Below are 23,970 nucleotides of genomic sequence, written 5' to 3' on the forward strand. Positions count from 1 at the left end.
TCACTCCTCGTATTTTAAAAGCGTAGCGAAACGCTAAATTGTTGAAGGAACTGTTTCGCGAAGCTGGCTAAAACATACTGGGTTGATGCTGTATCATGGTATCATCAAGAACCCTTATCCAGTAATCACTTTATCATTCTCAATATAAAACAACAAGTAGAACCTTTTCAGATGGCGCAGTTTTTGATAAGATGTGTAATAGAAAGGTTGGGGTAAAATGAAAGACGAAAATCAATCTCTGCATTCCATGCAAGAAGAAGTGGATAACTATATCCAACAATTTAAAACGGGTTATTTTTCTCCATTAAGCCAGATGGCACGATTAACAGAAGAAGTCGGGGAATTAGCTAGAGAGATCAATCATTATTATGGCGAAAAACCCAAGAAAATAGATGAAAAACCAAAAACGGTTTCAGAAGAGTTAGGAGATGTCTTGTTTGTCACGATGATCATGGCAAATTCTCTAGATATAGATTTAACAGAAGCATTTCAAAAAAATATGGAAAAATTCAATCAACGGGATAAATATCGTTTTGAGCGAAAGGACGGGCAAACAAATGATTAAAATTTTAGTCGCAGGATTTAAAGGGAAAATGGGGGCTACTGCAACCAAGATGGTTTTAGAGCACGTCGGATTTGAATTGGTTGGTGTGCTGGATCCATTTGAAGAAAAAGATAATCTCAGTGAATTAGTTGAATATCCAAATAGTAATGTCCCGATTTTTAAAACAAAAGAAGAGGTTCTTTCTGTTCAGCCAGATGTTTGGATCGATTTCACGATTCCAAAAGTTGCTTATGAAAACACTCGATTTGCAATAGAGCATAAAATCGCGCCGGTTGTAGGAACGACTGGTTTAACGGAAGCGCAATTAGCAGAATTGACTGATTTATCAGATCGCTTGAAAGTTGGCGGCTTGATTGCGCCGAATTTTGCTGTGGGTGCTGTCTTGATGATGCAATTTGCTCAAAAAGCTGCTGAATATTTTCCAGATGTTGAAATCATCGAGTTGCATCATGATAATAAGTTAGATGCACCGAGCGGAACGGCAATCAAAACGGCCGAAATGATGAGTGAAGTGCGCTCGAAAAAAACACAAGGCCATCCAGAAGAAAAAGAGTTGATCGCTGGTGCACGCGGTGCTAATTTTGAAGGGATGAAAATCCATAGCGTTCGCTTACCAGGCATGATAGCCCATCAACAAGTACAATTTGGTGGTGTTGGAGAAGGATTAACGATCAGACATGATTCCTATGACCGTAGTTCGTTTATGACAGGCGTTGCTTTGGGCTGTGAAAAGGTGGTTCACTTAGATAAATTAGTCTATGGACTGGAAAACTTATTATGAAATTAGAAATAATACCTGATGAATTTACCAAAGCAGCTGGAGTGCTACAAGAAATTCAAGCACATGGATTTGAAGCATATTTTGTTGGAGGCAGTGTTCGTGATGCTTTGTTGGATCAACCAATCCATGATGTGGATATAGCAACTAGCGCTTATCCGGAAGAAATCAAACAGATTTTTCATCGAACCATTGACGTAGGAATCGATCATGGGACTGTGCTTGTCTTAATCGGTGAAGAACAATATGAAATCACAACTTTTAGAACAGAATCAACCTATCAAGATTTTAGACGTCCCGACACAGTGACGTTTGTCCGTTCATTAAAAGAAGACTTAAAGCGCAGAGATTTTACAATCAATGCATTGGCGATGGATGTGAATGGTGAAATCATTGATCTATTTGATGGTATGGACGATTTAGAAAAAAAAATTATTCGAGCCGTAGGAAATCCTAAAGAGCGATTTCATGAAGATGCTTTACGTATGATGCGAGGCTTGCGTTTTGCTAGTCAGTTAGATTTTACGATTGAAACTAATACATTGTCAGCAATAGAAGAATTTCATCCGTTATTAGGTAAAATTTCTGTAGAGCGGATTGCGGTGGAATTTATCAAACTATTGTTAGGAAAAAATCGACGTGCCGCTTTATTACCGTTTATTGAGACTGAATGTTATCAGTATTGTCCAGGTTTAAAAAAATCAGGGGAAGCATTACTGAACTTTTCAGAGCTTCCAAATAAACAGATCGAAAGTGAAAGCCAAGCGTGGACCTTATTGATTCAAACGATGGGCTTAAAAGAAAATGATATTCGCGGCTTTCTAAAAGCTTGGAAGCAGTCTAATCAAATGATTCATGAAGTACAATCATTGATTTATGGGTTGAATCAGCGTCTCATTGGAGACTGGAAACGAATGGATTTGTTTAACTTGGGATTGGATGCGGTTTTGTCTATAGAAAAACTATTGTTTTATTTTGGTCAAAAGAGTACACTTGAAGAAGCGAAAGAAGGTTATTTAGATTTGCCGATTCATGATAGGAAGCAGCTAGCTCTAACTGGTAATGATTTATTGGCTTATTTTGATAAAAATCCTGGAAAATGGCTAGGAGATATGCTTAATATGCTTGAAATCGCTGTTGTGAACGGTCAAATAACCAATAATAAAGAAGCACTAATTGCATACGCAAAGGATAGGATTGATAAGGAGTGAAAGCCGTGAAAGAGTTTTCGAAAAAGTTTGTTGTTGGTTCAAACGATACTGCAAAAGAGATTGGATCTGGTGATTTAGAGGTTTTAGCTACCCCAGTGATGATTACAATGGTGGAAAATACGGCAAAAGAGTATTTGCATAAGCAATTAGCCCCAGAAGAAACCAGTGTTGGTACATTGATTGAAGCGAGACATTTGCGCCCTTCTATAGTTGGAGCCCAAATGACCGTCAAAGTTAAGGTCGCTTCACAGGAAAAAACAAAAATCAATTTTTCTTTCGAGGTATTTGACAATGAACAAGTCGTAGCCACAGGGATTCATCAAAGAGCTGTTATCTTAACAGATGTTTTTTTAGAAAAATTAGCTCATCCTAAGTAAAGAAGCTAATAGTGTGACCCAACATGAAAGTTATGCTAAACTTAACTTTGTAGAAATTATTTTAGATAAGGAGACTTATATTATGAGTAGAGAAATGACAGGATTGAAATTTTATTTTAGAAATGGTGAAACTTGGACGATCGGTCGCCGTTTTATCGGAGATTTATGGATCAAACAAATCACAACTAGTTTTGGTCGTATTCACGGAAGCGAATTTATGGAAATCCATCCATGTGAAGGATTTAAAATCGAAATTTTCCAAGAAGGAGATCACGTTCAAACACATGATATCAACCTTGGTGGTCTTGAATTAGGGATGTTTGCTCGTGCTTTGAAATATGAAGATATTGAACGTATGGAAATTTTATACAAAACAGGTACACCAGATTTAGTTTACTTCCCATACAAAGATAAAACTGACGAAGGATTAGATAATGTTTATCAATCTACTAAAGTCAGCGAAAAAACGAAAAGCTTATATATCGTGATCGACCCAGAACAAACAGTTGATGATGTATATGGTGAAGAATTTTAATATGTAACTAATTGACCGTGGACTTCTTTTTAAAAGAATCTACGGTTTTTTGTGAGATTGAGCGAGGTGTATTGGATGAAAGCAATGGAACTATCTTGTAAAGAAAACCAAGCTGTTTTAACCTTAAATAAAGAAGCTGTGATACCAGTTAGAGAAAAAGGTCAGCTTTTGATCAAAGTTGCGGCAGCTGCTGTCAACCGGACAGATCTAGTCGCTAAAGAAACTGGAAATTTACCTAAAGGCAACGCTATTTTAGGTGTAGAAGTTTCTGGAATAGTAGTAGAGAGCGATACAGACCTTTTTCCATGTGGCAGTCGTGTGATGGGACTTGTCAATGGTGGTGGTTATGCGGAGTATGTCGTGATGAATGTGGGAAATGCCATGCCATTATCAGATCAGTTAACCTTTGAAGAAGGAGCGGCCATTCCGGAAGTTTTTCTTACAGCTTATCAAACACTATTTTGGCTTGGGAATTTGACTACTGCTCAAACCGTATTGATTCATGCCGGCGCTAGTGGCGTAGGGACAGCTGCGATTCAGTTAGCTAAACAATTAAGCTCCGCTAAAATAGCTGTCACGGCAAGTTCCGCAGAAAAACTCGCGTTATGTCGGAAACTGGGAGCAGATAGTTTAATTAACTATCGAGAAGAAGCGTTTAGTCAAAAAATCATAGAAGAGACAGGTGGTCGTGGTGCTGATTTGATTTTAGACTTTATCGGAGCTTCTTATTGGGAGCAAAATCTAGCCAGCATCGCTGTTGATGGGTACTTGATTCTAATTGGCATTTTAGGTGGGGCAATTGTTAAAGACGTGAATCTGATGACGTTATTACAGAAAAGAATCACAGTCAAAGGCACGTTACTTACTCCTAGAAGTGATGCTTATAAGGCTAAACTAACAAAAGAGTTTGTAGCAAGGACAAATAAGTTATTTGCGGCAGGCAGGCTAAAGCCAATCATTGATTCTGTATTTCAACTTGAAAATGTGGAAAATGCACATCGCTATATGGAAAGTAATAAGAATAAAGGGAAGATCATTTTAACTGTTAATTGAGGTTAAAAATGATCGAAGCAATCCTTGGAAACGGAAGGTTACTTCATTCAAAAGTCCCCAGATTTTAAATTTAAAAGAAAAAAATGTTGACACTTAGTTTTAGTAGGTATATACTGAGAATAATTCTTAAATAAATCAGTTACGGAGTGATTCATATGACAACCATGAAGCATAACCAAATACAACTGAATAATTATTACTTTAGCTATTTTAGATGAGTTTGTATTCATGAACATTGTGGATGCAGACTAGCAAGTTTGTATCTATGATGGCTAGGGGATTTTGAGATGACTTTCAGCCGCGTAGATGATAAAATCTATAGTGGCTTTTATATTACCTATTTTTTGTGAGGTGTTCACTGTAGATTTTTCTGAAAATTTACGTGAATACCTTTTTTGTTTGACGAAAATCACTTTTTGAGGAGGAAATAAGATGAACAATAAGATCACAGGCCACACGAGATTGGCTGCACTATTTGCTACACCGATTCGTCACAGTGTTTCACCAATGATCCATAATACAGCTTTTCAAACACTAGGAATCGACGCGGTCTATCTTGCTTTTGAAGTGGGAACAGACAGATTAAAACAAGCAATCGATTCAATCAAGAACTTGGATATGATAGGGGCTAATCTATCAATGCCAAACAAAATATTAGCAGTGGAATATATGGATGAGCTAAGTGAAGCTGCTCGCTTGATCGGCGCTGTCAACACGATTACGAATGATCAAGGTAAGCTGACAGGACATAATACAGATGGCACCGGATTTATGAGAAGCTTGCAAGACATTGAAGTTGATCTTATTGGTAAAAAAATGACAATCATCGGTGCAGGTGGTGCAGCTACAGCCATTATTGTTCAAGCAGCATTAGATGGTGTTAAGGAAATCACTGTTTATAATCGAAAAGATGATTTCTACGATAAAATTAAAGAAAAATTAGCGTATATTTCTGAAAATACCAACTGTACAATTAACTTACATGACTTATCTGATGAAGCCGCTTTGGCTGAAGATGTAGCAGAAAGTGCCTTATTACTAAACGCAACTGGTGTCGGAATGAAGCCGTTAGAAGGTCAAACACCGATCCAAGATTTTTCGATCATTCGGCCAGACTTAGCTGTCTGCGATGTTATTTATACACCTAGAGAAACAGAATTTCTAAAACAAGCACGGTTACGTGGCGCTAAAACCAACAACGGTTTAGGCATGCTGCTATATCAAGGAGCTGCAGCATTTGAAAAATGGACAGGACAAGAAATGCCAATAGAAATCGTAAAACCAATTATTGAAAACAACTAAATTAGAATTGACTGAAGGAGAGAATATACATGATCGTAATTATGAAATCAGAAGCAACAAAGGCACAAATCAAATCGGTGATTGAACGAGTAAAAAAAGAGGGACTAGAAGTTCATCTAAGTGAAGGCAAAGAGCAAACCATCATTGGTTTGGTTGGTGACACAAGAAAAATGCAAGATGTAGCATTTAATAGTTACGATGGTGTTGAAAACGCAGTAAGAATTTCCTTAACATACAAATTAACAAGTCGGGAATTTCACCCAGAAAACACAGTTGTGGATGTTGATGGCATTAAGATAGGCGATGGAAGTATGACGATGATGGCTGGCCCTTGTTCGATTGAAAGTTTAGATCAAATCCGTGAATGTGCCAGAATTGCTAAAGCTGGCGGCGCAACGATTTTACGTGGTGGAGCATTTAAACCTAGAACCTCTCCATACGCGTTTCAAGGATTAGAAGAAGAAGGCTTGAAGTACATTCGTCAAGCAGCCGATGAATTTGACATGAAAGTTATTACAGAAGTCATGGATGAAGCGCATATTGATATGATTGCTCAATACAGTGATATTTTGCAAATTGGTGCGAGAAATATGCAAAACTTCAAATTATTACAAGCAGTTGGAAAAACAGGTAAACCAATTGGCTTAAAACGCGGTATTTCTGGTACAATTGATGAGTGGTTAAATGCTGCGGAGTACATTGCGGCACAAGGTAACTTCAATGTGATGTTCATTGAACGTGGGATTCGTACCTACGAAACAGCCACACGTAATACGTTGGATTTGAGTGCTGTACCACTAATTAAAAAGCTAAGCCATTTTCCGATTATTGTTGACCCTAGTCACGGAGTTGGGATTTGGGACCTAGTTCCGCCAATGGCACGTGCAGGAGTTGCTGCTGGTGCAGATGGATTAATCGTTGAAATCCATCCAGATCCAGTTAATGCGTGGTCTGATGGTCCACAATCACTAAACGAAAAAACTTACATGCGAATGATGCAAGAAGTTCATATTATGGAAAAAGCAATGAAAGAAATCAATGCTTTAGGAGAATAAAGGAACGAAATTAGGGCATAGATAAAGGTTAGTATTTCTTTTTAATAAAAAATAGGAGTTGAAAAAATGAAACTCACGGTCAATTTACCAAACCATTCTTATGATTTAACCATTGAAAAAGGACTGTTGAAAGATATCGGTTCTTGGGTAAAAGCGTTATGGGCACCGCAAAAAGTTGTGATCATAACTGATACTAATGTTCAGCCTTTGTATGGTGAAGCAGTCTCCAAACGTTTACTAGAAGCTGGTTTTGAGCCTGCAACTTTTGTGATCGATGCAGGTGAACAAAGTAAAAGCCTGACTGTCGCTGCTGAAATCTACGATTTTCTAGCAGATAAAGGATTGACTAGGAGTGATGGGATTATCGCCTTAGGTGGTGGCGTTGTGGGTGATTTAGCAGGTTTTATTGCGTCAACATATATGCGTGGTTTGCATTTTTTACAAGTTCCAACGACGTTGTTGGCACAAGTAGATAGTAGTATTGGTGGTAAAACAGCCGTCAATACGACTAAAGCTAAAAATCTAGTTGGAACATTTGCTCAGCCGGATGGCGTTTTAATTGATCCTGATACGTTGAACACCTTAGAGGTTCGACGTGTTAGAGAAGGGATTGCTGAAATCATTAAATCAGCTGCGATTGCAGATAAGCATTTATGGCAAAAATTGGCTGATTTGACTGATGAGCATGATTTGATTTTACATGCAGTAGACATCATTGCTGCTTGCTGTAAAATAAAACGAAAAGTAGTAGAAGAAGATGAATTAGATAATGGTGTTCGTTTACTTCTCAATTTCGGGCATACGATCGGTCATGCATTAGAAAATACAGCTGGTTACGGTAACTTAACGCATGGTGAAGGGGTTGCAATCGGGATGAGCCAGATCACCAGAGTCGCTGAAAGTAAAAAATTAACGCCGAGCGGTACGACAGACCAACTGAATAAAATGATCCAAAAATTTCATTTGCCGATCACCTCAGAGTTGTGGGATCAAGAACAACTGTATAGTGCGTTGACACATGATAAAAAAGCGCGCGGCGGAAAAATCAATATTATTTTATTAGAAACGATCGGTCATGCAAAAATTGTTCGTATTCCAATCGAAGAAATGAAGAGTTATTTAGACTAACTAGCAACGAGTGTTAGCTTTTCTGTTTTCCAGGCGAGCTTAAACGGGCTTATTACGCTTTTACTTTGAAACATGCCAAGAAATACAACGAAGTAATGAGTTGATATTGATTGGTACAAGGTGACTGAAAGGAACGTTACTTCCATCAGTTATTAAGATGTTGAAAAGTGCAAGGTGAAGCAAAGCGGAACGTTGTTACCATATCTAGCTGCACGGGCTAGCTCTTCGGAAAAAAGATAAAAATTGAATGTGGCAAAAAGCACCACAGTCAATTTTTCCTATTTTTCTGTCAGAGCTGAACGAGCCCGTTACACTTTTAAAATTAGGAGGAAATCACATGCGTTTTATTACTGCGGGAGAATCACACGGACCAGAATTGACAGCAATTATCGAAGGCTTACCAGCAGGGTTGCCATTGTCACCTGAGGATATTAATTTAGAGCTAGCAAGAAGACAAGGTGGATATGGTCGTGGCGGTAGAATGTTGATTGAAAAAGATCAAGTAAGAATCACTTCAGGCATTCGTCACGGAAAAACATTAGGTTCGCCAGTGACATTAGTGGTTGAGAACAAAGATTGGAAAAACTGGACATCGGTTATGTCGATCGAAAAAGTCACGGAAAAAGAGAAGAAGATTCGCCGCGTTAACAAACCACGTCCTGGTCATGCTGATTTGGTTGGCGGCATTAAATACCAGCATGATGATCTTAGAAATGTCTTAGAACGCTCCTCAGCACGCGAAACAACTATGCGTGTGGCAATTGGAGCCGTTGCTAAAAAACTGTTGAAAGAGCTAGATATCGAAGTAGCGGGGCATGTGGCCATATTAGGTGGAATCAAAGCTGAAATTCCAGATAATTTAACCGTTCAAGAAATTCAAGAACGTTCAGAAAAATCCGACGTTCGAGTTCTTGACCCTTCAGTTGAACAAGAAATTCGTGATCTGATAGATAAAACTAAGAAAAATGGTGATACGATCGGTGGAGTGGTCGAAGTTGTTGTCGGCGGTGTGCCGATTGGATTAGGCAGTTATGTCCAATGGGATCGCAAGTTAGATGCGAAAATTGCTCAAGCCGTTACCAGTATCAATGCTTTTAAAGGGGTTGAATTTGGGATTGGTTTTGAAATGGGCTTTAAACCAGGCAGCCAAGTTATGGATGAAATTGTCTGGGATCAAGCAACTGGGTATACAAGAACTTCAAACAATCTAGGTGGTTTTGAAGGTGGTATGACAAATGGAATGCCAATCGTTGTTAGAGGTGTTATGAAGCCGATTCCGACATTGTATAAACCTTTACAAAGTGTCAATATCGATACAAAAGAGCCGTACAAAGCAAGCGTAGAGCGTTCTGACAGTACTGCTGTGCCCGCTGCTAGTGTTGTTTGTGAAGCGGTTGTGGCAACAGAAGTTGCTCAAGCAATGTTGGAAAAATTTGGTAGCGATGCTTTTGAACAAATGAAAGCAGAAGTTGACTCTTACCGCCGCTATACTCAAACGTTTTAATTCAAATTAAAAAATGGAGAGTGAAGCGGAATGGATAAAAAGGTTTTGATCATTGGATTAGGCTTGATCGGCAGTTCAATTGCTTTATGTATAAAAAAAGAGCATCCAGCTGTAACGATCATCGGGATGGATAATCAAGAAAGTTCTGTAGACTTTGCGTTAAAGCGAAAAATCATTGACCAAAAAGAGAGCACAATTGAAACAGCAGCGGTACAAGCAGATATTATTTTTTTATGTACGCCTGTTAAAAGTATGTTGAACCAACTCAAACTATTAGGAACCTTGTCATTAAAACCAGAGGTAATCATAACAGATGTTGGCAGTACGAAATTAGAAATTATTGAAACAGCTCAAGCAGCTGGGTTAAAAACGTTTATCGGTGGACATCCTATGGCAGGCTCACATAAATCTGGTGTGACGGCAGCGGATGAAAACTTATTTGAAAATGCGTATTATATTTTAACCGCTTCAGAAGATGGAACACAAAAGCAAGTCCAGCAATTACAAACCATTTTACAAGGAACACGAGCAAAATTTGTGGTTCTTACAGCAGAGGAACATGATCAAATTACAGGAATGCTCAGTCACTTACCACATATTATTGCAGCGGGTCTAGTCAACCAAAGTAAGGTTTTCAATGAAGAACATCCCCGCTCACGACAATTAGCGGCTGGCGGTTTTCGTGATATTACCCGGATCGCTTCTTCTGATCCGCAAATGTGGACTGATATTTTGCTGAGTAATAAAGAGGCGTTATTAACGTTGATGCATTCATGGCAAACTGAAATGGAACAAGTTTCCGATTGGATCCAAAATGAAAATAGTGAAGCGATTTATCAGTTTTTCTATGAAGCAAAAGAAACAAGAAATCAAATGCCTGTTCACAAAGAGGGCGCAATTCCAGCCTTCTATGATTTATTTGTTGACGTACCGGATGTCCCAGGTGTGATTGCAGAGATTACAGGTTTATTAGGTAAAGCAAACCTCTCGTTGATTAATTTGAAAATTCTTGAAACTCGGGAAGATATTTACGGTATTTTACAATTAACCTTTAAAAGGCAGGATGATTTAGAAAAAGCGAAAGTGACTATTGAAAAAGAGACAGAATATTTGTGCTATGAAAAATGAGATTTTGTATAGTAGTTGCTTTGAAACATGCCGAGAAATACAACAATATTATGAGTTGATATTGATTGCTCCTGCAATTACTCGTCGCACGAAAAGACTTGGTACAATGTGACTGAAAGGAAGGTTGCTTCCTTCAGTTATTAAGATGTTGAAAAGTACAAGATGTAGCGAAGCGGAACGTTGTTACCATGTGTTATCTAGCTTCAAGAGCTAACTCTTCGGGAAAAAGATAAATTCTAAATGAGGCAAAAAACACCTCAGTTAGAATTTCCTATTTTTCTGTCAGAGTTGAACGAGCTCGCTGCGCTTTTAAGTTTAGGAGGGATTTTTTGGATTTAGTTATTAATAAAATTGGTTTGAATGGGGTAATTGATATTCCTAGTGATAAATCGATTTCTCACAGAAGTATTATGTTTGGTGCTATTGCTGAAGGGAAGACGACGATTCGCAACTTTTTACGTGGTGATGATTGTTTAAGCACTTTAAAAGCTTTTCAAGATTTGGGGGTTAAAATTGAAGATGATGGCGAAGTTATAACCGTTCATGGTAATGGTTTCTCAGGATTGAAACCTGCGAAGCAAGCAATTTATGTTGGAAATTCTGGGACTACGATTCGCTTGATTATGGGGATTTTGGCAGGAACATCGTTCACTACCGAATTGTTTGGTGATCATTCGATTGCTAAACGTCCTATGAATCGAGTAATGCTACCGATCAATCAAATGGGTGCTGTTTGTACAGGGCATGATGGGACAGAGTTTCCGCCGCTGACAGTGAAAGGTACAGAAAAACTAAGCCCTATTCATTATCAAATGCCTGTTGCGAGTGCTCAAGTTAAATCAGCGATTTTGTTTGCCGCTTTACAAGCTCATGGTGAATCCGTTATTGTAGAAAAAGAGAAGACGCGTGATCATACAGAAGATATGATTCGTCAATTTGGCGGTGATATTTCAGTTTCAGGAAAAGAAATTAGAATCAGTGGACCACAAAAGTTAGTTGGACAAGAAGTAGTGGTGCCAGGGGATATTTCTTCAGCGGCCTTCTTCCTTACGGCAGGACTGATCATTCCAGATAGCAAAATCATTTTAAAGAACGTTGGCTTAAACCCAACTCGTACGGGAATCATTGATGTTATTCAACAAATGGGTGGAAAGCTACTAGTACAAGAATCGGGTAGTGAAGCCAATAAAGCTGGAACTTTAACCGTTGAAACAAGTGATCTTAAAGGAATTGAAATCAGTGGAGAAATTATTCCAAGATTAATCGATGAACTACCGATCATTGCTTTATTAGCCACTCAGGCTGAGGGAACCACAATTATTCGTGACGCTGAAGAGTTGAAAGTAAAAGAAACGAATCGGATCGATGCAGTCGCAACTGAGTTAAACAAAATGGGAGCTAAAATCGAGCCAACTGATGATGGATTAATTATTCATGGTAAAACACCACTAAACGGTGCGAATGTAACAAGTTATGGAGACCATCGCATTGGTATGATGCTGCAAATTGCGGCTCTTTTAGTAGAAAGTGGCAAAGTTGAATTAGACAAAGCGGAAGCAATTTCAGTTTCTTATCCAAGATTTTTTGATGATTTAACTAAATTATATTGATAAACGGAGGAATGAAGATGAAGGGGATTATTTTAATTGGTTTTATGGGAGCGGGGAAAACCACTGTGGGAAAACTGCTTTCAGAAAAAACGGGTATGGAACACATCGATTTTGATGATAAAATCGTTGAAGAAATAGGAATGACAATTCAAGAATATTTTGATTTACACGGTGAAGAAGCATTTAGAGAACGAGAAACGAATGTCTTAAAACGCTATATTGATCATAATCAAGTTGTATCAACAGGTGGCGGCATTGTCATGAGACCGGAGAATCGGGAACTATTAAAGCAAATGGCACCTGTTATCTATTTACAAACAAAGCCAGAAGTGTTTATTCCGCGTTTAAAACACGATCATACCACTGTTAGACCTTTAGTTGTGTCAAAATCCCCAGAGGAAATTAGACAGGTTTTTGAGCCTCGTATCCCTTTTTATGAAGAGAGTTCTAGCTTAGTTGTTGCGACAGATGATCGAACGCCAGAAGAGATTGTTCATGAAATTCTAGAAAATATATAGGTAGGTGAGTCAATGAAAGTCGGTTATTTAGGTCCAGAAGCTTCTTTTACTCATAATGCAACTAGAACTGCCTTTCCAAATGAGGAATTGGTTTCGTATCATTCAATTCCTGCGTGTATTAAAGGGGTTGAATTTGGGGAGGTCGATCTAGGCGTCGTACCAATTGAAAATACGATTGAAGGCTCTGTTAACACTACGGTAGATTATCTTTTTCATCAGACAACCATTCCGGTCGGAGCCGAAATTGTACTACCGATCTATCAACAATTTATGGTGTCTAAAAAGAATCAAGCGCGATGGCTTGAAACAACGAAAATCATGTCACATCCACAAGCTTTAGCGCAATCACAAGAATTTATTCGTACTTATTTTCCACTGGCTGAGCTTGAGGCAACACCATCCACTGCCTATGCCGCAAATTTTGTTGCCAGTCATCCAAACCAAAAAATCGCAGCGATTGCACCGAAAATGTCTGCTGAAACGTATGATCTTGAAATAGTTGGGAAAGATATTCAAGATGTAGAAATCAATCAAACACGATTTTGGGTTTTAGGCGCCGAAAAAATTGAGTTACCAATTCAATCAGAACACCAGAAGCTGACAATTGCTTTGACGATGCCAAATAATATGCCAGGTGCACTGCATAAAGCATTATCAGCATTTAGCTGGCGAGATATTGACTTGAGCAAAATCGAGTCACGTCCATTAAAAACAACATTGGGAGAATATTTCTTTTTAATTGATATCAACGTTCAAAAACCACAATTATTACTGGATAACGCTTTAGAAGAAATACGTTTAATGGGTGGAACTGTAAAAATATTCGGAAATTATGCGATTCATCCAATCAACGGGGTATAAAGATCTGAAAAGGTCTTTTTATTTTTTGTTAAATTTTAACTAACTAATAGGAATTTCTATTAAAATAAGGTATGCTTATAACTGTTGTTAATTGATAGTGAGGTGGAAATAATGAGCCGCGTGGATCGTTATAAACATATACATGATAAAGCAAAACCAATAGAAGAGAAAAATTCCTTTAATCCTAGAAAAGAAAAAAATCATTCTGAAGAACCTAGACAAAGCTATTATCGAGGACTAGAAACATTTCCTGACCAAGAGCCCACAGAGCATCAGGAAAACTATTCGGGACAAGACAATTCAAATGGCCCGTCAAAACAAATACCCAAAAAAGAGAAAAAACCAAAAAAAATCAGAAAAAAGAGAAGATTTAGTTGGCCTAAAAGAATTGCATTATTCTTTGTCTTGCTGATTGTTTTAGCTGTAGGATTCTTTTTTAAAGGTAAATCATATGCAGAAAATGATGCATCTTTGCCTAAAGAAGCACTTGAAACATTTAATGGTGTGAAAAGTGCAAACGGCGCCAACAATATTTTGATTTTGGGTAGTGATACAAGAGGAGAAGATGCTGGACGTGCAGATACCATAATGGTACTACAATTAGACGGACCATCTAAAAAGCCTAAATTGATTTCATTTATGCGAGATATATTCGTTGATATTCCAGGCTATGATGCAAATAAAATCAACGCTTCTTATGCTCTAGGCGGTGCGGATTTAGTTCGCCAAACATTAGCGGAAAATTTCAATATTCAATGTAGATATTATGCGAAAGTTGATTTTCAATCCTTTGAAAAAATTGTTGATTCGATGTTCCCAAGCGGAGTTAAAATCGATGCTGAAAAAGACTTGAATTTAGATGGTGTCGATATCGCCAAAGGGCAGCAAAGTATGGACGGGCATACACTTTTACAATATTCTCGTTTTAGAAAAGATGAAGAAGGCGACTTTGGTCGTGTTCGCCGTCAGCAACAAGTGATGTCGGCTGTTATGGGGCAGTTGAAAAATCCTTTAGCATTACTTCGTACACCTGAATCATTAGGACGTTTAGTTGGTTATATGTCTACAGATATCCCGACGACGTTTATGTTGAAAAATGGTCCTTCTTTGATGCTAAAAGGTGGAAGTGGGATTGAACGCTTAGCGGTTCCAGTAGAAGGTTCATGGAGTAACGATGAAAGCTACTATGCTGGGAGCATTCTTCAAATTGATTTAGAAACGAATCAAAAGGCAGTTCAAGAATTTCTTGGGCAATGAGGATTTTATTTAAATATTAACTGATTTATGCTATATTTATACTAACGTGCAAAATGAGTGAAACGAGGTTACAAAATGAAAATTGCTGTTGTGACAGATAGTACAGCCTATTTACCCGAGCGAATTAAGAACTCTCCTAATCTGTTTATTATCCCCATTCCAGTTATTTTAGATGGTAAGATATATAACGAAGGTGTCGATATCGAAGCTGATGAATATTATGAGCTATTAAATAATAGTAACGAGTTTCCAACAACTTCTCAACCTGCATTAGGCGAAGTGATTGAACTCTACAAAGAAATTGCTGCTAAGGGATATGATACGATTATCAGTATTCATCTTTCTTCTGGGATTTCAGGTTTTGTGAATACATTATTTTCACTAACGGATTCAATCGATGGTGTTACACTTTATCCTTATGACTCTAAAATTACAAGTGTGCCAATGGGGCATATGGTAGAAGCTGCTTTAGATTTAATCAAAGAAAATGCTAGTCTAGAAGATATTTTTGCTAAGCTAGACATCATTCGTGATAACACGTACGCTTATTTAATTGTTGAGGATTTGAACAATTTGGTACGTGGTGGTCGTTTAACGAATGGAGCAGCTCTGATTGCCGGTTTATTAAAAATCAAGCCGATTTTGACTTTTGAAGATGGTAAAATTGTCTTATTTGAAAAAATCCGTTCAACTAAAAAGGCCTTTGCTCGTGCAGAGGCAATTATCGGTAAACGGGACCAAGAAATTGGCCGACCCGTTAAATTATATGTGATTCATGCCAACAACTTAGCTGTTGCTGAGGAAGAAAAAGCAAAACTTCAAATTAAGTATCCAAATGCAGTTATTGAAATCGGTCATTTTAACCCTGTTATTGGGACTCATCTCGGTGAGAAAGCTATTGCTCTTTGTATTTCAGCGCAATAAATAAATTATATTAAAATAAGGATGAAACAAAACGATTCTTTCGTTTTGCTTCATCCTTATTTCGATTCTTAAAAAGTATTTTTGAGGTTGACGATCAACTATCAATGTGTGACTAAACGTATACTTCAACTAAAAAGAAATAGTATGCTACAATAATAGAAAGAGAATCCTTTTTTACTACAATCAATAAAAAATAACAATTCAATAGTCATTTTTCTTTAAAAGTAAGGTATACTTAAAGAAAAGGAGGGCGAGTGGATGAATCTAATAGAAGAACGTTTACAAAAAGAAAAAATGAAACAAGTTCAACTGCTCGCTGCATATTATCAAGTAGTTAATCGATTGCCGCTAGGCGTTAAGCGTGATCAGATGATTCGTGATATATTAGCTTGCAAAGATAAAATAAAAAAAATCAATCAACAACTAACAGAGTTAAATAAAGGTTGAAATTCTATTTTTAAGAGGAGCGTATTTTGGGTATAGATTTTTTTACAGTGTTACTCACAGCTTTTGTTGTGATCATGTATGTTTATTTAATCTTGGTTAGAAAAAGCATTTTGATCAAGAGTGTCAAAAGAAAACTTATCTATGGATTAGTGATTGGGGTAAGTCTATTTATCCTTATTAGTACGCTATTTATTGAACAATCGCTCGATCAAAGACTGCGTAGTTTCTTAGCAATGTTACTTGTTTTGAGTTTTTTACTAGATGCAAAAGGTCTTTCGGATGATCGACTCATTTTAGGACCGTTTGATAAAAATGGTGTGCTGTATCGAGATGTAGAAAAAATGGCATTATTGCTTAAGGAAAATGAAATTCGTTTGAATTATTTTAAAAATGGTCGTCGTGGCCCTATGATGAAATTCTCAATTTCATTAGAAGATCTATTGGCGTTTCTTTCCGATCGTTTGAATGAAGAGGCTGAAATCAGTATTTTAGTTGAGGAAGACAAGCAGTAATCAACCACTTAAAGGAGAAATTAGACAGCTGATTTCTCTTTTTAATTCATTTTGAGGGTCAGAAATTACATTCATAAAGTTTTTCTAAAATAATAGTCAATTTTAGTAGGTATTTCTTAAACAATTTGCTATAATGTGCAGAGAAATTCTGAAAGGAAGTATTGTTGTGAATAAAGAAATAGAGCAACGAATTGCTGAATTACGTGAAAAATATAAAGAGTTGCCACCAGAGAAAAAAGCAGAGTGGGAACGGCATATAAAAAAGAGAAATTTTTTGAACTATAAAAAAATAGAATTGGTTAAATCTGAGTTGCTCCGTTTAGAAGCTCGTCGTGCACAATTAGAACTATGTGATAAGGAAAAAGAGCTTGGATTAATAGAAAAGAAAATTACCTGTAAAAAAGAAAAATTATTACGGTACTTAGGGAAACAACTCAATCAGTAATGAATAAGGGGGATACGAGATGGAGTTTGTTTATTTAATTATTGTATTTGCTTTTGCGATCACCTTTTCAAATGTCTTTAATCGAATCGTGCCGATCATTCCATTGCCGATCGTACAAATAATTGTAGGGGTTTTGATTGGAATTACCTCTATTGGTCGTGAAATCGTATTTGAACCAGAAATATTTTTAGTGATGATCATTGCACCATTGTTGTTCCGAGAAGGGGAACGAAACGATACTGCGGCTACTATGAAAAATTTTAGTGTCATTTTATTTTTAGCTTTCATTGGTGTTTTGATTACTCTTGTAAGCGTAGGCTGGGCTTTACATATGGTTATACCAGCTTTACCGATCGCCGCTTGTTTTGCATTAGGTGCAGCCTTAGGACCTACAGATGCAGTTGCTGTAGGTTCTTTATCTGGAAAAATTCAAATCCCGCCTAAAGCGATGCATATTTTAGAGGGTGAAGGCCTAATCAATGATGCTTCCGGCGTTACAGCATTCCAATTTGCGCTAGCGGCTTTATTGACTGGGAGTTTTTCAGCTGCCGATGCAGGAATTACTTTAGTTGTCTCTAGTATTGGAGGCGCTTTTGTAGGTGCTATCTTAGTGATGATCAAACGTCAAGTTGTCATGATTTTAGAAAAAGCTTCAGCAAGAGATGTTACAGGTTATTTACTATTGGAACTATTGTTGCCTTTTTTAGCCTATATGGTCGCTGAATTATTTCATGTTTCTGGAATCATTGCAGCGGTAGTAGCTGGTGTTATGCAAGCAGCGAGTTTTAAAAAGGTCTCTTTGTTTGAAGCGGAGCTTTCTAGTGTTTCTGAAAGTACTTGGGGCACAATTACGTTTATGCTAAATGCCCTTGTCTTTCTATTTTTAGGAATTGAATTATCTCAAGTCTTTTCACCTATTTGGAATAGTGAGACATATTCTAACAGCTTTTTGATGTTGGTTATTTTGATTTTAAGTGTGACGTTGTTTGTTGCTCGATTTTTCTCCATTTTTGTGATTTATAGTGTAAAAAACGGCTTGAAAAACGTCTGGCATTCGATGAATGAAATGCTGATTTTAACGTTTGGCGGCGTCAAAGGAACCGTTAGTTTGGCGACTATTTTCATTTTACCGTTGACTTTAAATGGACAAGATTTTCCTGAACGCTCGTTACTCTTATTTATCACTGCTTGTGTGATTTTGGTCACGTTAGTTGGAGGGATTCTTGTTTTACCATTTTTAACCGACTCAGATGAGATTGAAAGTACAAATATGCAAGGGATAATGCTGTTGCAAGAGGTCATCGAAAAACTTAAAAAGATAAATCAAGAAGATCCTCATGTTGAAATGAATGTTGTGATTGAAAATTATCAAGATCGCGTAAAAGAACTGTATACAGAACAACTACCGTCGGATCAACGACAAGAAGTGCAAGAGTTACGAGCATTGATTGTTTCGATTGAACGAGATGGTTTGGAAGAGAGCTTTCGTCAAAAAGAAATCGGAATTGAAGGCTATCGGTTATATGAACGTTTGATATCAAGAATGGAACGTTCAATTGCTAGGCAGTTACTATCGATTATCGGTTTTTGGTTGCTGTTTGTTCGGCAAATCATTGCGTTTTTTATCCATCCAAAGCATTTATTCGCTCAGAAAGATGAAGAAAATAGACGAGAATTCCAAAAAGAAGAACTAGAAAATGTTCGCCAGGTCTTTTTACAAAATACAGAGGTTATTTTAAAAAGTTTGGATAATCTAAATGGTATTTACGATGAAGAAATCATTCGCTTCTTTATTGAAGGACGGCTACAATTGGCGCATAGGCTAGAAGATGGGACGTTTATTGATTCTTTCATTGTTCGCTCTCAATCTAACTATGTAAAAGAACTATTGATTGGCTATCAGGAAGAACGAAAAGTGATCGATGAATATGAAATCTCTGGAAAAATAACTTCTCTTGAAGCAAATGAATATCGGAAAAATGTCAATTTGCTAGAATCCTATTCGATCAACGATATTTCAAGTGCTGTTCCACTAAGGAAACTGACAAGAGAATTAAAAAAAGAAGCAGACTAAGAAAACTAGCTTCTTTTTTTTACTTTTTTTTGATACAATAAGCAGGATGAAAAGGGCGTGAGCAAATGAACGAGTTAAAAGTAACTGAATTAACGAAAACGTATGGAGAGAAAACATTATTTGATCAGATTTCTTTCCATATTCATGATAAAGATCGGATTGGCTTGATTGGGACAAATGGGACTGGAAAAACCAGTTTGTTGAATATTCTTGCGGGTAAGGATAGTGGAGATGGTGATGGTCAGGCGATCCAACAGCCAAATGACTATCAAATCGGCTATCTTTCTCAAGATAAAGAGTTTGATCCGGAGCTATCCGTTGTAGAAGCCGTTTTCCAAGGCGAAACACCAATTATTCAAGCAGTTAAAAACTATGAGTTGGCGCTACTTGCATTAGCAGAAGACGGACTAGATCCTACTGCTCAAAAACAATATGCTCAAGCAGAAGAACGCATGAATAAAGAGGATGCCTGGACAGCAGATACAGATGCTAAAATTATTTTACAAAAACTAGGGATTGAAACCTTGCACAAAAAAATAGGTGAGTTATCTGGAGGACAAAAGAAACGTGTCAGTCTTGCCCAAGTATTGATCGAATCACCTGACCTATTATTATTGGATGAACCGACCAACCATCTGGATTATGAAGCGATCAATTGGTTAGAAAGCTTTTTAAACGGCTACCGCGGAGCCATTTTAATGGTGACCCATGATCGTTACTTTTTAGATCGGGTCACAAACCGAATCTTCGAACTTTCTTTTGGAAAACTATACGAATACAAGGGGAATTATGAGGCGTATATTATTGCTAAGGCTGAGCGTGAACGAGTCGGTGTTGAACAAGAAGAAAAAAGAAAACAACTCTATAAACAAGAGTTGGAATGGATGCGCGCTGGTGTTAAAGCGCGAGGAACGAAACAACAAGCACGGCAAGATCGTTTCCATGACCTAAAAGAAAATCTCCATCAAGTTGATCAAAAAGGTCAGCTGGAAATGGATGTAGCAACCCAGAGACTGGGTAAAAAAGTTTTAGAAATCCAAAATGGTGATTATCAAATCGAACATAAAACAATTTTGAAAGAATTTGATATACTTATCCAAGCAAAAGATCGGATTGGGATAACTGGGAAAAATGGTGCTGGCAAATCAACATTATTAAATATCCTCGCGGGTCGTATAGAGTTAGACGCTGGATTCTATTCAATTGGTGAAACAGTTAACTTGGCTTACTATACGCAACAAAATGAAGCGATGGACCCTAACCAACGCATGATTTCTTATTTACAAGAAGCGGCGGAACAAGTGCAACGGAGCGATGGAACCACTATCGGTGTTGCTGAATTATTGGAACGGTTTTTATTTCCTCGTTTCATGCATGGAACAGTTATTGGGAAACTTTCTGGTGGTGAAAAACGCCGGCTATATTTATTAAAACTTTTGATTGGTCAGCCAAATGTGTTATTATTGGACGAGCCGACAAATGATTTAGATATTGATACCTTAACTATTCTAGAGGATTACATTCAAACGTTTAAAGGCGCTGTAATCGCTGTTTCTCATGACCGTTATTTCCTTGATAAAACAATGGACAAACTATTGGTTTTTCAAGGAGAAGGCCACATCACGACTTATTTTGGATCGATGAGTGACTATTTAGCGGTAAGTAAAGAGCCCACGAAAAAAGCAACGAAAACAGAAGTAAAACCAACTAGTGAAGGTGAAAAGAAAGCAAAAACAAAGTTAACATATATGGAACAAAGAGAATGGCAAACAATCGAAACTGATATAGCACAACTTGAAGAGCGATCAGCTAAAATTACAGAAGAGATGAATCACCAAGGTGATGATTTTACAAAACTACAACAGCTTCAAACCGAATTGGCGACAGTGGAAGAAGAACTGGATGGAAAAATGGATCGCTGGGAATATTTGAGTGAATTTGCAGAAAACTAGGAGGCACAAACTATGGAAGAAGCATACTTAGAATTAGGCCGTAAAATTTTAGAGGAAGGTCATCTAAAAGAAGACCGGACTGGAACAGGGACGCGGAGTATTTTTGGGCATCAAATGCGTTTTGATTTATCTGAGGGATTTCCCTTATTAACGACTAAACGAGTGCCTTTCGGCTTGATCAAAAGCGAACTTTTATGGTTTTTGAATGGCGATACCAATATTCGTTACCTCTTACAACACAACAATCATATTTGGGATGAATGGGCGTTTGAACGTTATGTGAAAAGTGCCGATTACAAGGGACCTGATATGACTGATTTTGGCCATCGTGTTTTAACAGACGAAGTGTTTAAGCAAACTTACGAAATAGAACATAAAAAATTCTGTGAAGCAATTTTATCGGATGAGGTATTTGCTGCCAAACATGGTGAATTAGGCAACATTTATGGTGCACAATGGCGTCATTGGGAAACAAAAGAGGGTGGATTTATCGATCAATTAAAAAATGTTATTGCGATGATCAAAAAAACACCAGATTCAAGACGCTTGATTGTTTCAGCTTGGAATCCAGAAGATGTTCCTTCGATGGCGTTACCGCCGTGTCATACGATGTTTCAATTTTATGTAAATGATGGAAAATTGAGTTGTCAATTATATCAACGTAGCGGGGATGTTTTTCTAGGTGTACCTTTTAACATTGCTAGTTATGCCTTGCTGACTCATTTGATTGCGCATGAAACAGGTTTAGAAGTAGGCGATTTTGTCCACACGATCGGCGATGCTCACTTGTATACTAACCACATCGAGCAAATGAATGAACAACTGGCTCGAGAAGTTCGAGCGTTTCCTACATTAAAATTAAATCAAGAAAAAAAATCGGTATTTGATTTTGAAATGGAAGATATTGTCATTGAAGGATATGATCCCCATCCTGCAATCAAGGCGCCAATTGCCGTTTAATTTGAAAGGAGTTCCCCGATGTTAGCAGCTATATGGGCACAAGATGAACAAGGAACGATTGGAAAAGAGAATCGCTTACCTTGGCATTTGCCAAATGATCTAAAGTTTTTTAAACAAATGACGGAAGATAACACCATTGTGATGGGTAGAAAGACTTTTGAGGGAATGGGCAGCCGCCCGTTACCAAATCGTCAAACAATTGTTTTAACTAGAGATAAAGAATACCGAGCAGAAGGCGTTATTGTATTTCATACTGTGGAAGAGGTGCTTGAATACGCAAAAACTTTTGCTGGAATTACGTTTATTTCAGGTGGTTCAGCGGTATATGAGGATTTTTTACCTTATTGTGATGTGTTGTATCGCACCGTCATTAATCATTCATTTGAAGGTGATACCAAATTTCCTGCTGTTGCTTGGGATGAGTGGACATTGATCAACTTAAGTGAAGGGGAACAAGATGAAAATAATCATTATGCCTACCAATTTGAAACCTATCAGCGTAAAGTGATTGCAGAGTAAAATCATTTATGCCACTTAAACAAAAGAAACAAAGAGTCTGGGACATAACTTTTCAAGTTATGTCCCAGACTCTTTGTTTCTAAATATGATTGCGATATAAACCAACAACTTTACCTAAAATACTGACATTATTTAAAATAATTGGATCTAAAGCATCATTTTCTGGCTGTAGACGAACATGGTCCGTTTCTTTAAAGAAACGTTTGCAGGTTGCTTCATCTTCATCCGTCATGGCAATCACAATATCACCGTTTGAAGCAGCACTTTGTTTGCGGACGATGACTTGATCACCATCTAATATCCCAGCATTGATCATACTTTCTCCTCGAATCGTCAGCATGAATAAAGCATTTTCTTCTGTTCTTAGGTCAGGTGGGAGCGGGAAGAAGTCAGATGCTTCTTCAACTGCTAAAATAGGCTCACCAGCTGTAACAACACCAAGCATAGGGATCACAGTAGGTTTGACCCCGATTCTTTCTAGACCGTCTGCTGTCAATTCAATGGCTCTTGGCTTTGTAGGGTCACGCAGGATCATTCCTTTTTTTTCTAAACGGGCTAAATGGCCATGGACAGTGGATGTCGAAGAAAGGTCAACTGCTTTTCCAATCTCTCTTACGGTTGGAGGATAACCTTTAAGTTCAACTTGTTCATATATATATTTTAGTACTTCAATTTGTCTTGTGTCTGTACGTTTCACCACAATCCGCACCTTCTTTCAATTTATATTTTTAGTGTACCATAGTTTTGTACAGGAATCAAACAAGCGTTCGTGTTTCTGTTAAACGTGGCTTTAGGTTAATTTTTACTAAAAAGTAAGTAGGCTTTCAATGTTAAATTCTGTATTTAAAGGTACTTGTTTCCCTTTTTTATTAAGAATATAGTTGTATTTTTGGCGCTCATCTTATAAGATAGACATGGAAAGTAAAGGAGGTAAAAGCATGTTATCATCAGAAAAAATGACTCGTATCAACGAACTTGCCAAAAAAGCAAAAGAAAATGAGTTGACTGAAAAAGAAAAAGAAGAACAAAAAGTGCTTCGTCAAGAATACCTAGCTGCTTTTCGCGGCGGTATGCGTCACCATATCGAGGGCATGAAAGTCGTTGATCCTAAAGGGAATGACGTTACACCAGAGAAGTTAAAAGAGATCCAAAAGGCAAAAGGCCTGCACAATAGAAAATAATTTCAGTTTTTTTTACTAAAAGTAATTGCTTTCATAAACGAAATACGCTAAACTATAGTTAATAAAGGTAAAAA

General features: G+C 37.5%; 25 protein-coding genes. 24 read left to right on the forward strand and 1 reads right to left on the reverse strand.

Annotation, left to right across the window (positions count from 1 at the left end; genetic code table 11):
- Positions 1 to 217: 217 nt before the first annotated feature.
- The 23 genes from ATZ35_RS13095 (at position 218) to ATZ35_RS13205 (ending at position 22,715) form a co-directional block, all read left to right on the forward strand.
- On the forward strand, positions 218 to 565 hold the full coding sequence (locus ATZ35_RS13095) for a nucleotide pyrophosphohydrolase (protein WP_208927622.1): 348 nt from the start codon (positions 218 to 220) through the stop codon (positions 563 to 565).
- Complete coding sequence (dapB, locus tag ATZ35_RS13100) at positions 558 to 1,346, forward strand: 4-hydroxy-tetrahydrodipicolinate reductase (RefSeq protein WP_208927623.1); 789 nt, start codon at positions 558 to 560, stop codon at positions 1,344 to 1,346. The genes ATZ35_RS13095 and dapB overlap by 8 nt, the downstream gene beginning before the upstream one ends.
- The gene (locus ATZ35_RS13105; RefSeq protein WP_208927624.1) at positions 1,343 to 2,554 is read left to right on the forward strand and encodes a CCA tRNA nucleotidyltransferase; all 1,212 of its coding nucleotides are present in this window, start codon (positions 1,343 to 1,345) and stop codon (positions 2,552 to 2,554) included. Before dapB ends, ATZ35_RS13105 begins: the two co-directional genes overlap by 4 nt.
- 5 nt (positions 2,555 to 2,559) lie before the next feature.
- Complete coding sequence (locus ATZ35_RS13110; protein WP_208927625.1) at positions 2,560 to 2,931, forward strand: thioesterase family protein; 372 nt, start codon at positions 2,560 to 2,562, stop codon at positions 2,929 to 2,931.
- 82 nt (positions 2,932 to 3,013) lie between these two features.
- The gene (locus ATZ35_RS13115) at positions 3,014 to 3,466 is read left to right on the forward strand and encodes a hypothetical protein (protein ID WP_086279485.1); all 453 of its coding nucleotides are present in this window, start codon (positions 3,014 to 3,016) and stop codon (positions 3,464 to 3,466) included.
- A gap of 75 nt (positions 3,467 to 3,541) precedes the next feature.
- The gene (locus ATZ35_RS13120) at positions 3,542 to 4,519 is read left to right on the forward strand and encodes an NAD(P)H-quinone oxidoreductase (RefSeq protein ID WP_208927626.1); all 978 of its coding nucleotides are present in this window, start codon (positions 3,542 to 3,544) and stop codon (positions 4,517 to 4,519) included.
- A 432-nt stretch (positions 4,520 to 4,951) separates the two neighbouring features.
- Positions 4,952 to 5,821: a shikimate dehydrogenase gene (aroE, locus tag ATZ35_RS13125; protein WP_208927627.1), complete on the forward strand. Its 870-nt coding sequence runs from the start codon at positions 4,952 to 4,954 to the stop codon at positions 5,819 to 5,821.
- Positions 5,822 to 5,850: 29 nt separating this feature from the next.
- Positions 5,851 to 6,876 carry a 3-deoxy-7-phosphoheptulonate synthase gene (gene aroF / locus ATZ35_RS13130; RefSeq protein WP_208927628.1) on the forward strand — a complete coding sequence of 342 codons (1,026 nt, stop codon included), beginning with the start codon at positions 5,851 to 5,853 and terminating at the stop codon, positions 6,874 to 6,876.
- Between the two features lie 66 nt (positions 6,877 to 6,942).
- A complete protein-coding gene (aroB, locus tag ATZ35_RS13135; RefSeq protein WP_208927629.1) occupies positions 6,943 to 8,004 on the forward strand; it encodes a 3-dehydroquinate synthase in 1,062 nt (353 codons plus the stop codon).
- A gap of 337 nt (positions 8,005 to 8,341) precedes the next feature.
- The gene (aroC, locus tag ATZ35_RS13140) at positions 8,342 to 9,508 is read left to right on the forward strand and encodes a chorismate synthase (RefSeq protein WP_208927630.1); all 1,167 of its coding nucleotides are present in this window, start codon (positions 8,342 to 8,344) and stop codon (positions 9,506 to 9,508) included.
- A 30-nt stretch (positions 9,509 to 9,538) separates the two neighbouring features.
- Positions 9,539 to 10,636: a prephenate dehydrogenase gene (locus ATZ35_RS13145; RefSeq protein ID WP_208927631.1), complete on the forward strand. Its 1,098-nt coding sequence runs from the start codon at positions 9,539 to 9,541 to the stop codon at positions 10,634 to 10,636.
- 329 nt (positions 10,637 to 10,965) lie between these two features.
- Entirely contained in the window at positions 10,966 to 12,246 is a 1,281-nt protein-coding gene (gene aroA / locus ATZ35_RS13150; RefSeq protein ID WP_208927632.1) for a 3-phosphoshikimate 1-carboxyvinyltransferase, read from the forward strand.
- A 17-nt stretch (positions 12,247 to 12,263) separates the two neighbouring features.
- Entirely contained in the window at positions 12,264 to 12,764 is a 501-nt protein-coding gene (locus ATZ35_RS13155) for a shikimate kinase (protein ID WP_208927633.1), read from the forward strand.
- A gap of 12 nt (positions 12,765 to 12,776) precedes the next feature.
- Positions 12,777 to 13,625 carry a prephenate dehydratase gene (gene pheA / locus ATZ35_RS13160; protein ID WP_208927634.1) on the forward strand — a complete coding sequence of 283 codons (849 nt, stop codon included), beginning with the start codon at positions 12,777 to 12,779 and terminating at the stop codon, positions 13,623 to 13,625.
- A 111-nt stretch (positions 13,626 to 13,736) separates the two neighbouring features.
- The gene (locus ATZ35_RS13165) at positions 13,737 to 14,882 is read left to right on the forward strand and encodes an LCP family protein (RefSeq protein WP_208927635.1); all 1,146 of its coding nucleotides are present in this window, start codon (positions 13,737 to 13,739) and stop codon (positions 14,880 to 14,882) included.
- Positions 14,883 to 14,957: 75 nt separating this feature from the next.
- A complete protein-coding gene (locus ATZ35_RS13170) occupies positions 14,958 to 15,806 on the forward strand; it encodes a DegV family protein (protein WP_208927636.1) in 849 nt (282 codons plus the stop codon).
- A 258-nt stretch (positions 15,807 to 16,064) separates the two neighbouring features.
- Positions 16,065 to 16,253, forward strand: coding sequence for a hypothetical protein (locus ATZ35_RS13175; protein ID WP_208927637.1), 189 nt, complete (start codon positions 16,065 to 16,067; stop codon positions 16,251 to 16,253).
- 26 nt (positions 16,254 to 16,279) lie between these two features.
- Positions 16,280 to 16,765, forward strand: a complete 486-nt coding sequence (locus tag ATZ35_RS13180; RefSeq protein WP_208927638.1) for a hypothetical protein — start codon at positions 16,280 to 16,282, stop codon at positions 16,763 to 16,765.
- Positions 16,766 to 16,931: 166 nt separating this feature from the next.
- On the forward strand, positions 16,932 to 17,210 hold the full coding sequence (locus tag ATZ35_RS13185) for a hypothetical protein (RefSeq protein WP_208927639.1): 279 nt from the start codon (positions 16,932 to 16,934) through the stop codon (positions 17,208 to 17,210).
- A 19-nt stretch (positions 17,211 to 17,229) separates the two neighbouring features.
- The gene (locus tag ATZ35_RS13190; protein WP_208927640.1) at positions 17,230 to 19,284 is read left to right on the forward strand and encodes a cation:proton antiporter; all 2,055 of its coding nucleotides are present in this window, start codon (positions 17,230 to 17,232) and stop codon (positions 19,282 to 19,284) included.
- A 65-nt stretch (positions 19,285 to 19,349) separates the two neighbouring features.
- On the forward strand, positions 19,350 to 21,236 hold the full coding sequence (locus tag ATZ35_RS13195) for an ABC-F family ATP-binding cassette domain-containing protein (protein WP_208927641.1): 1,887 nt from the start codon (positions 19,350 to 19,352) through the stop codon (positions 21,234 to 21,236).
- Positions 21,237 to 21,248: 12 nt separating this feature from the next.
- The gene (locus tag ATZ35_RS13200) at positions 21,249 to 22,196 is read left to right on the forward strand and encodes a thymidylate synthase (protein ID WP_208927642.1); all 948 of its coding nucleotides are present in this window, start codon (positions 21,249 to 21,251) and stop codon (positions 22,194 to 22,196) included.
- A gap of 18 nt (positions 22,197 to 22,214) precedes the next feature.
- Entirely contained in the window at positions 22,215 to 22,715 is a 501-nt protein-coding gene (locus ATZ35_RS13205) for a dihydrofolate reductase (RefSeq protein WP_208927643.1), read from the forward strand.
- 79 nt (positions 22,716 to 22,794) lie between these two features.
- On the opposite strand, the gene lexA is transcribed toward ATZ35_RS13205, so the two are convergent.
- A complete protein-coding gene (gene lexA / locus ATZ35_RS13210) occupies positions 22,795 to 23,415 on the reverse strand; it encodes a transcriptional repressor LexA (protein ID WP_208927644.1) in 621 nt (206 codons plus the stop codon).
- Between the two features lie 238 nt (positions 23,416 to 23,653).
- On the opposite strand from lexA, the gene ATZ35_RS13215 reads away from it, so the two are divergent.
- Positions 23,654 to 23,896, forward strand: coding sequence for a DUF896 family protein (locus ATZ35_RS13215; protein ID WP_208927645.1), 243 nt, complete (start codon positions 23,654 to 23,656; stop codon positions 23,894 to 23,896).
- Positions 23,897 to 23,970: the final 74 nt, after the last annotated feature.

Origin of the sequence: Enterococcus rotai, assembly GCF_001465345.1 — a bacterium.
Lineage (GTDB): Bacteria > Bacillota > Bacilli > Lactobacillales > Enterococcaceae > Enterococcus_L > Enterococcus_L rotai.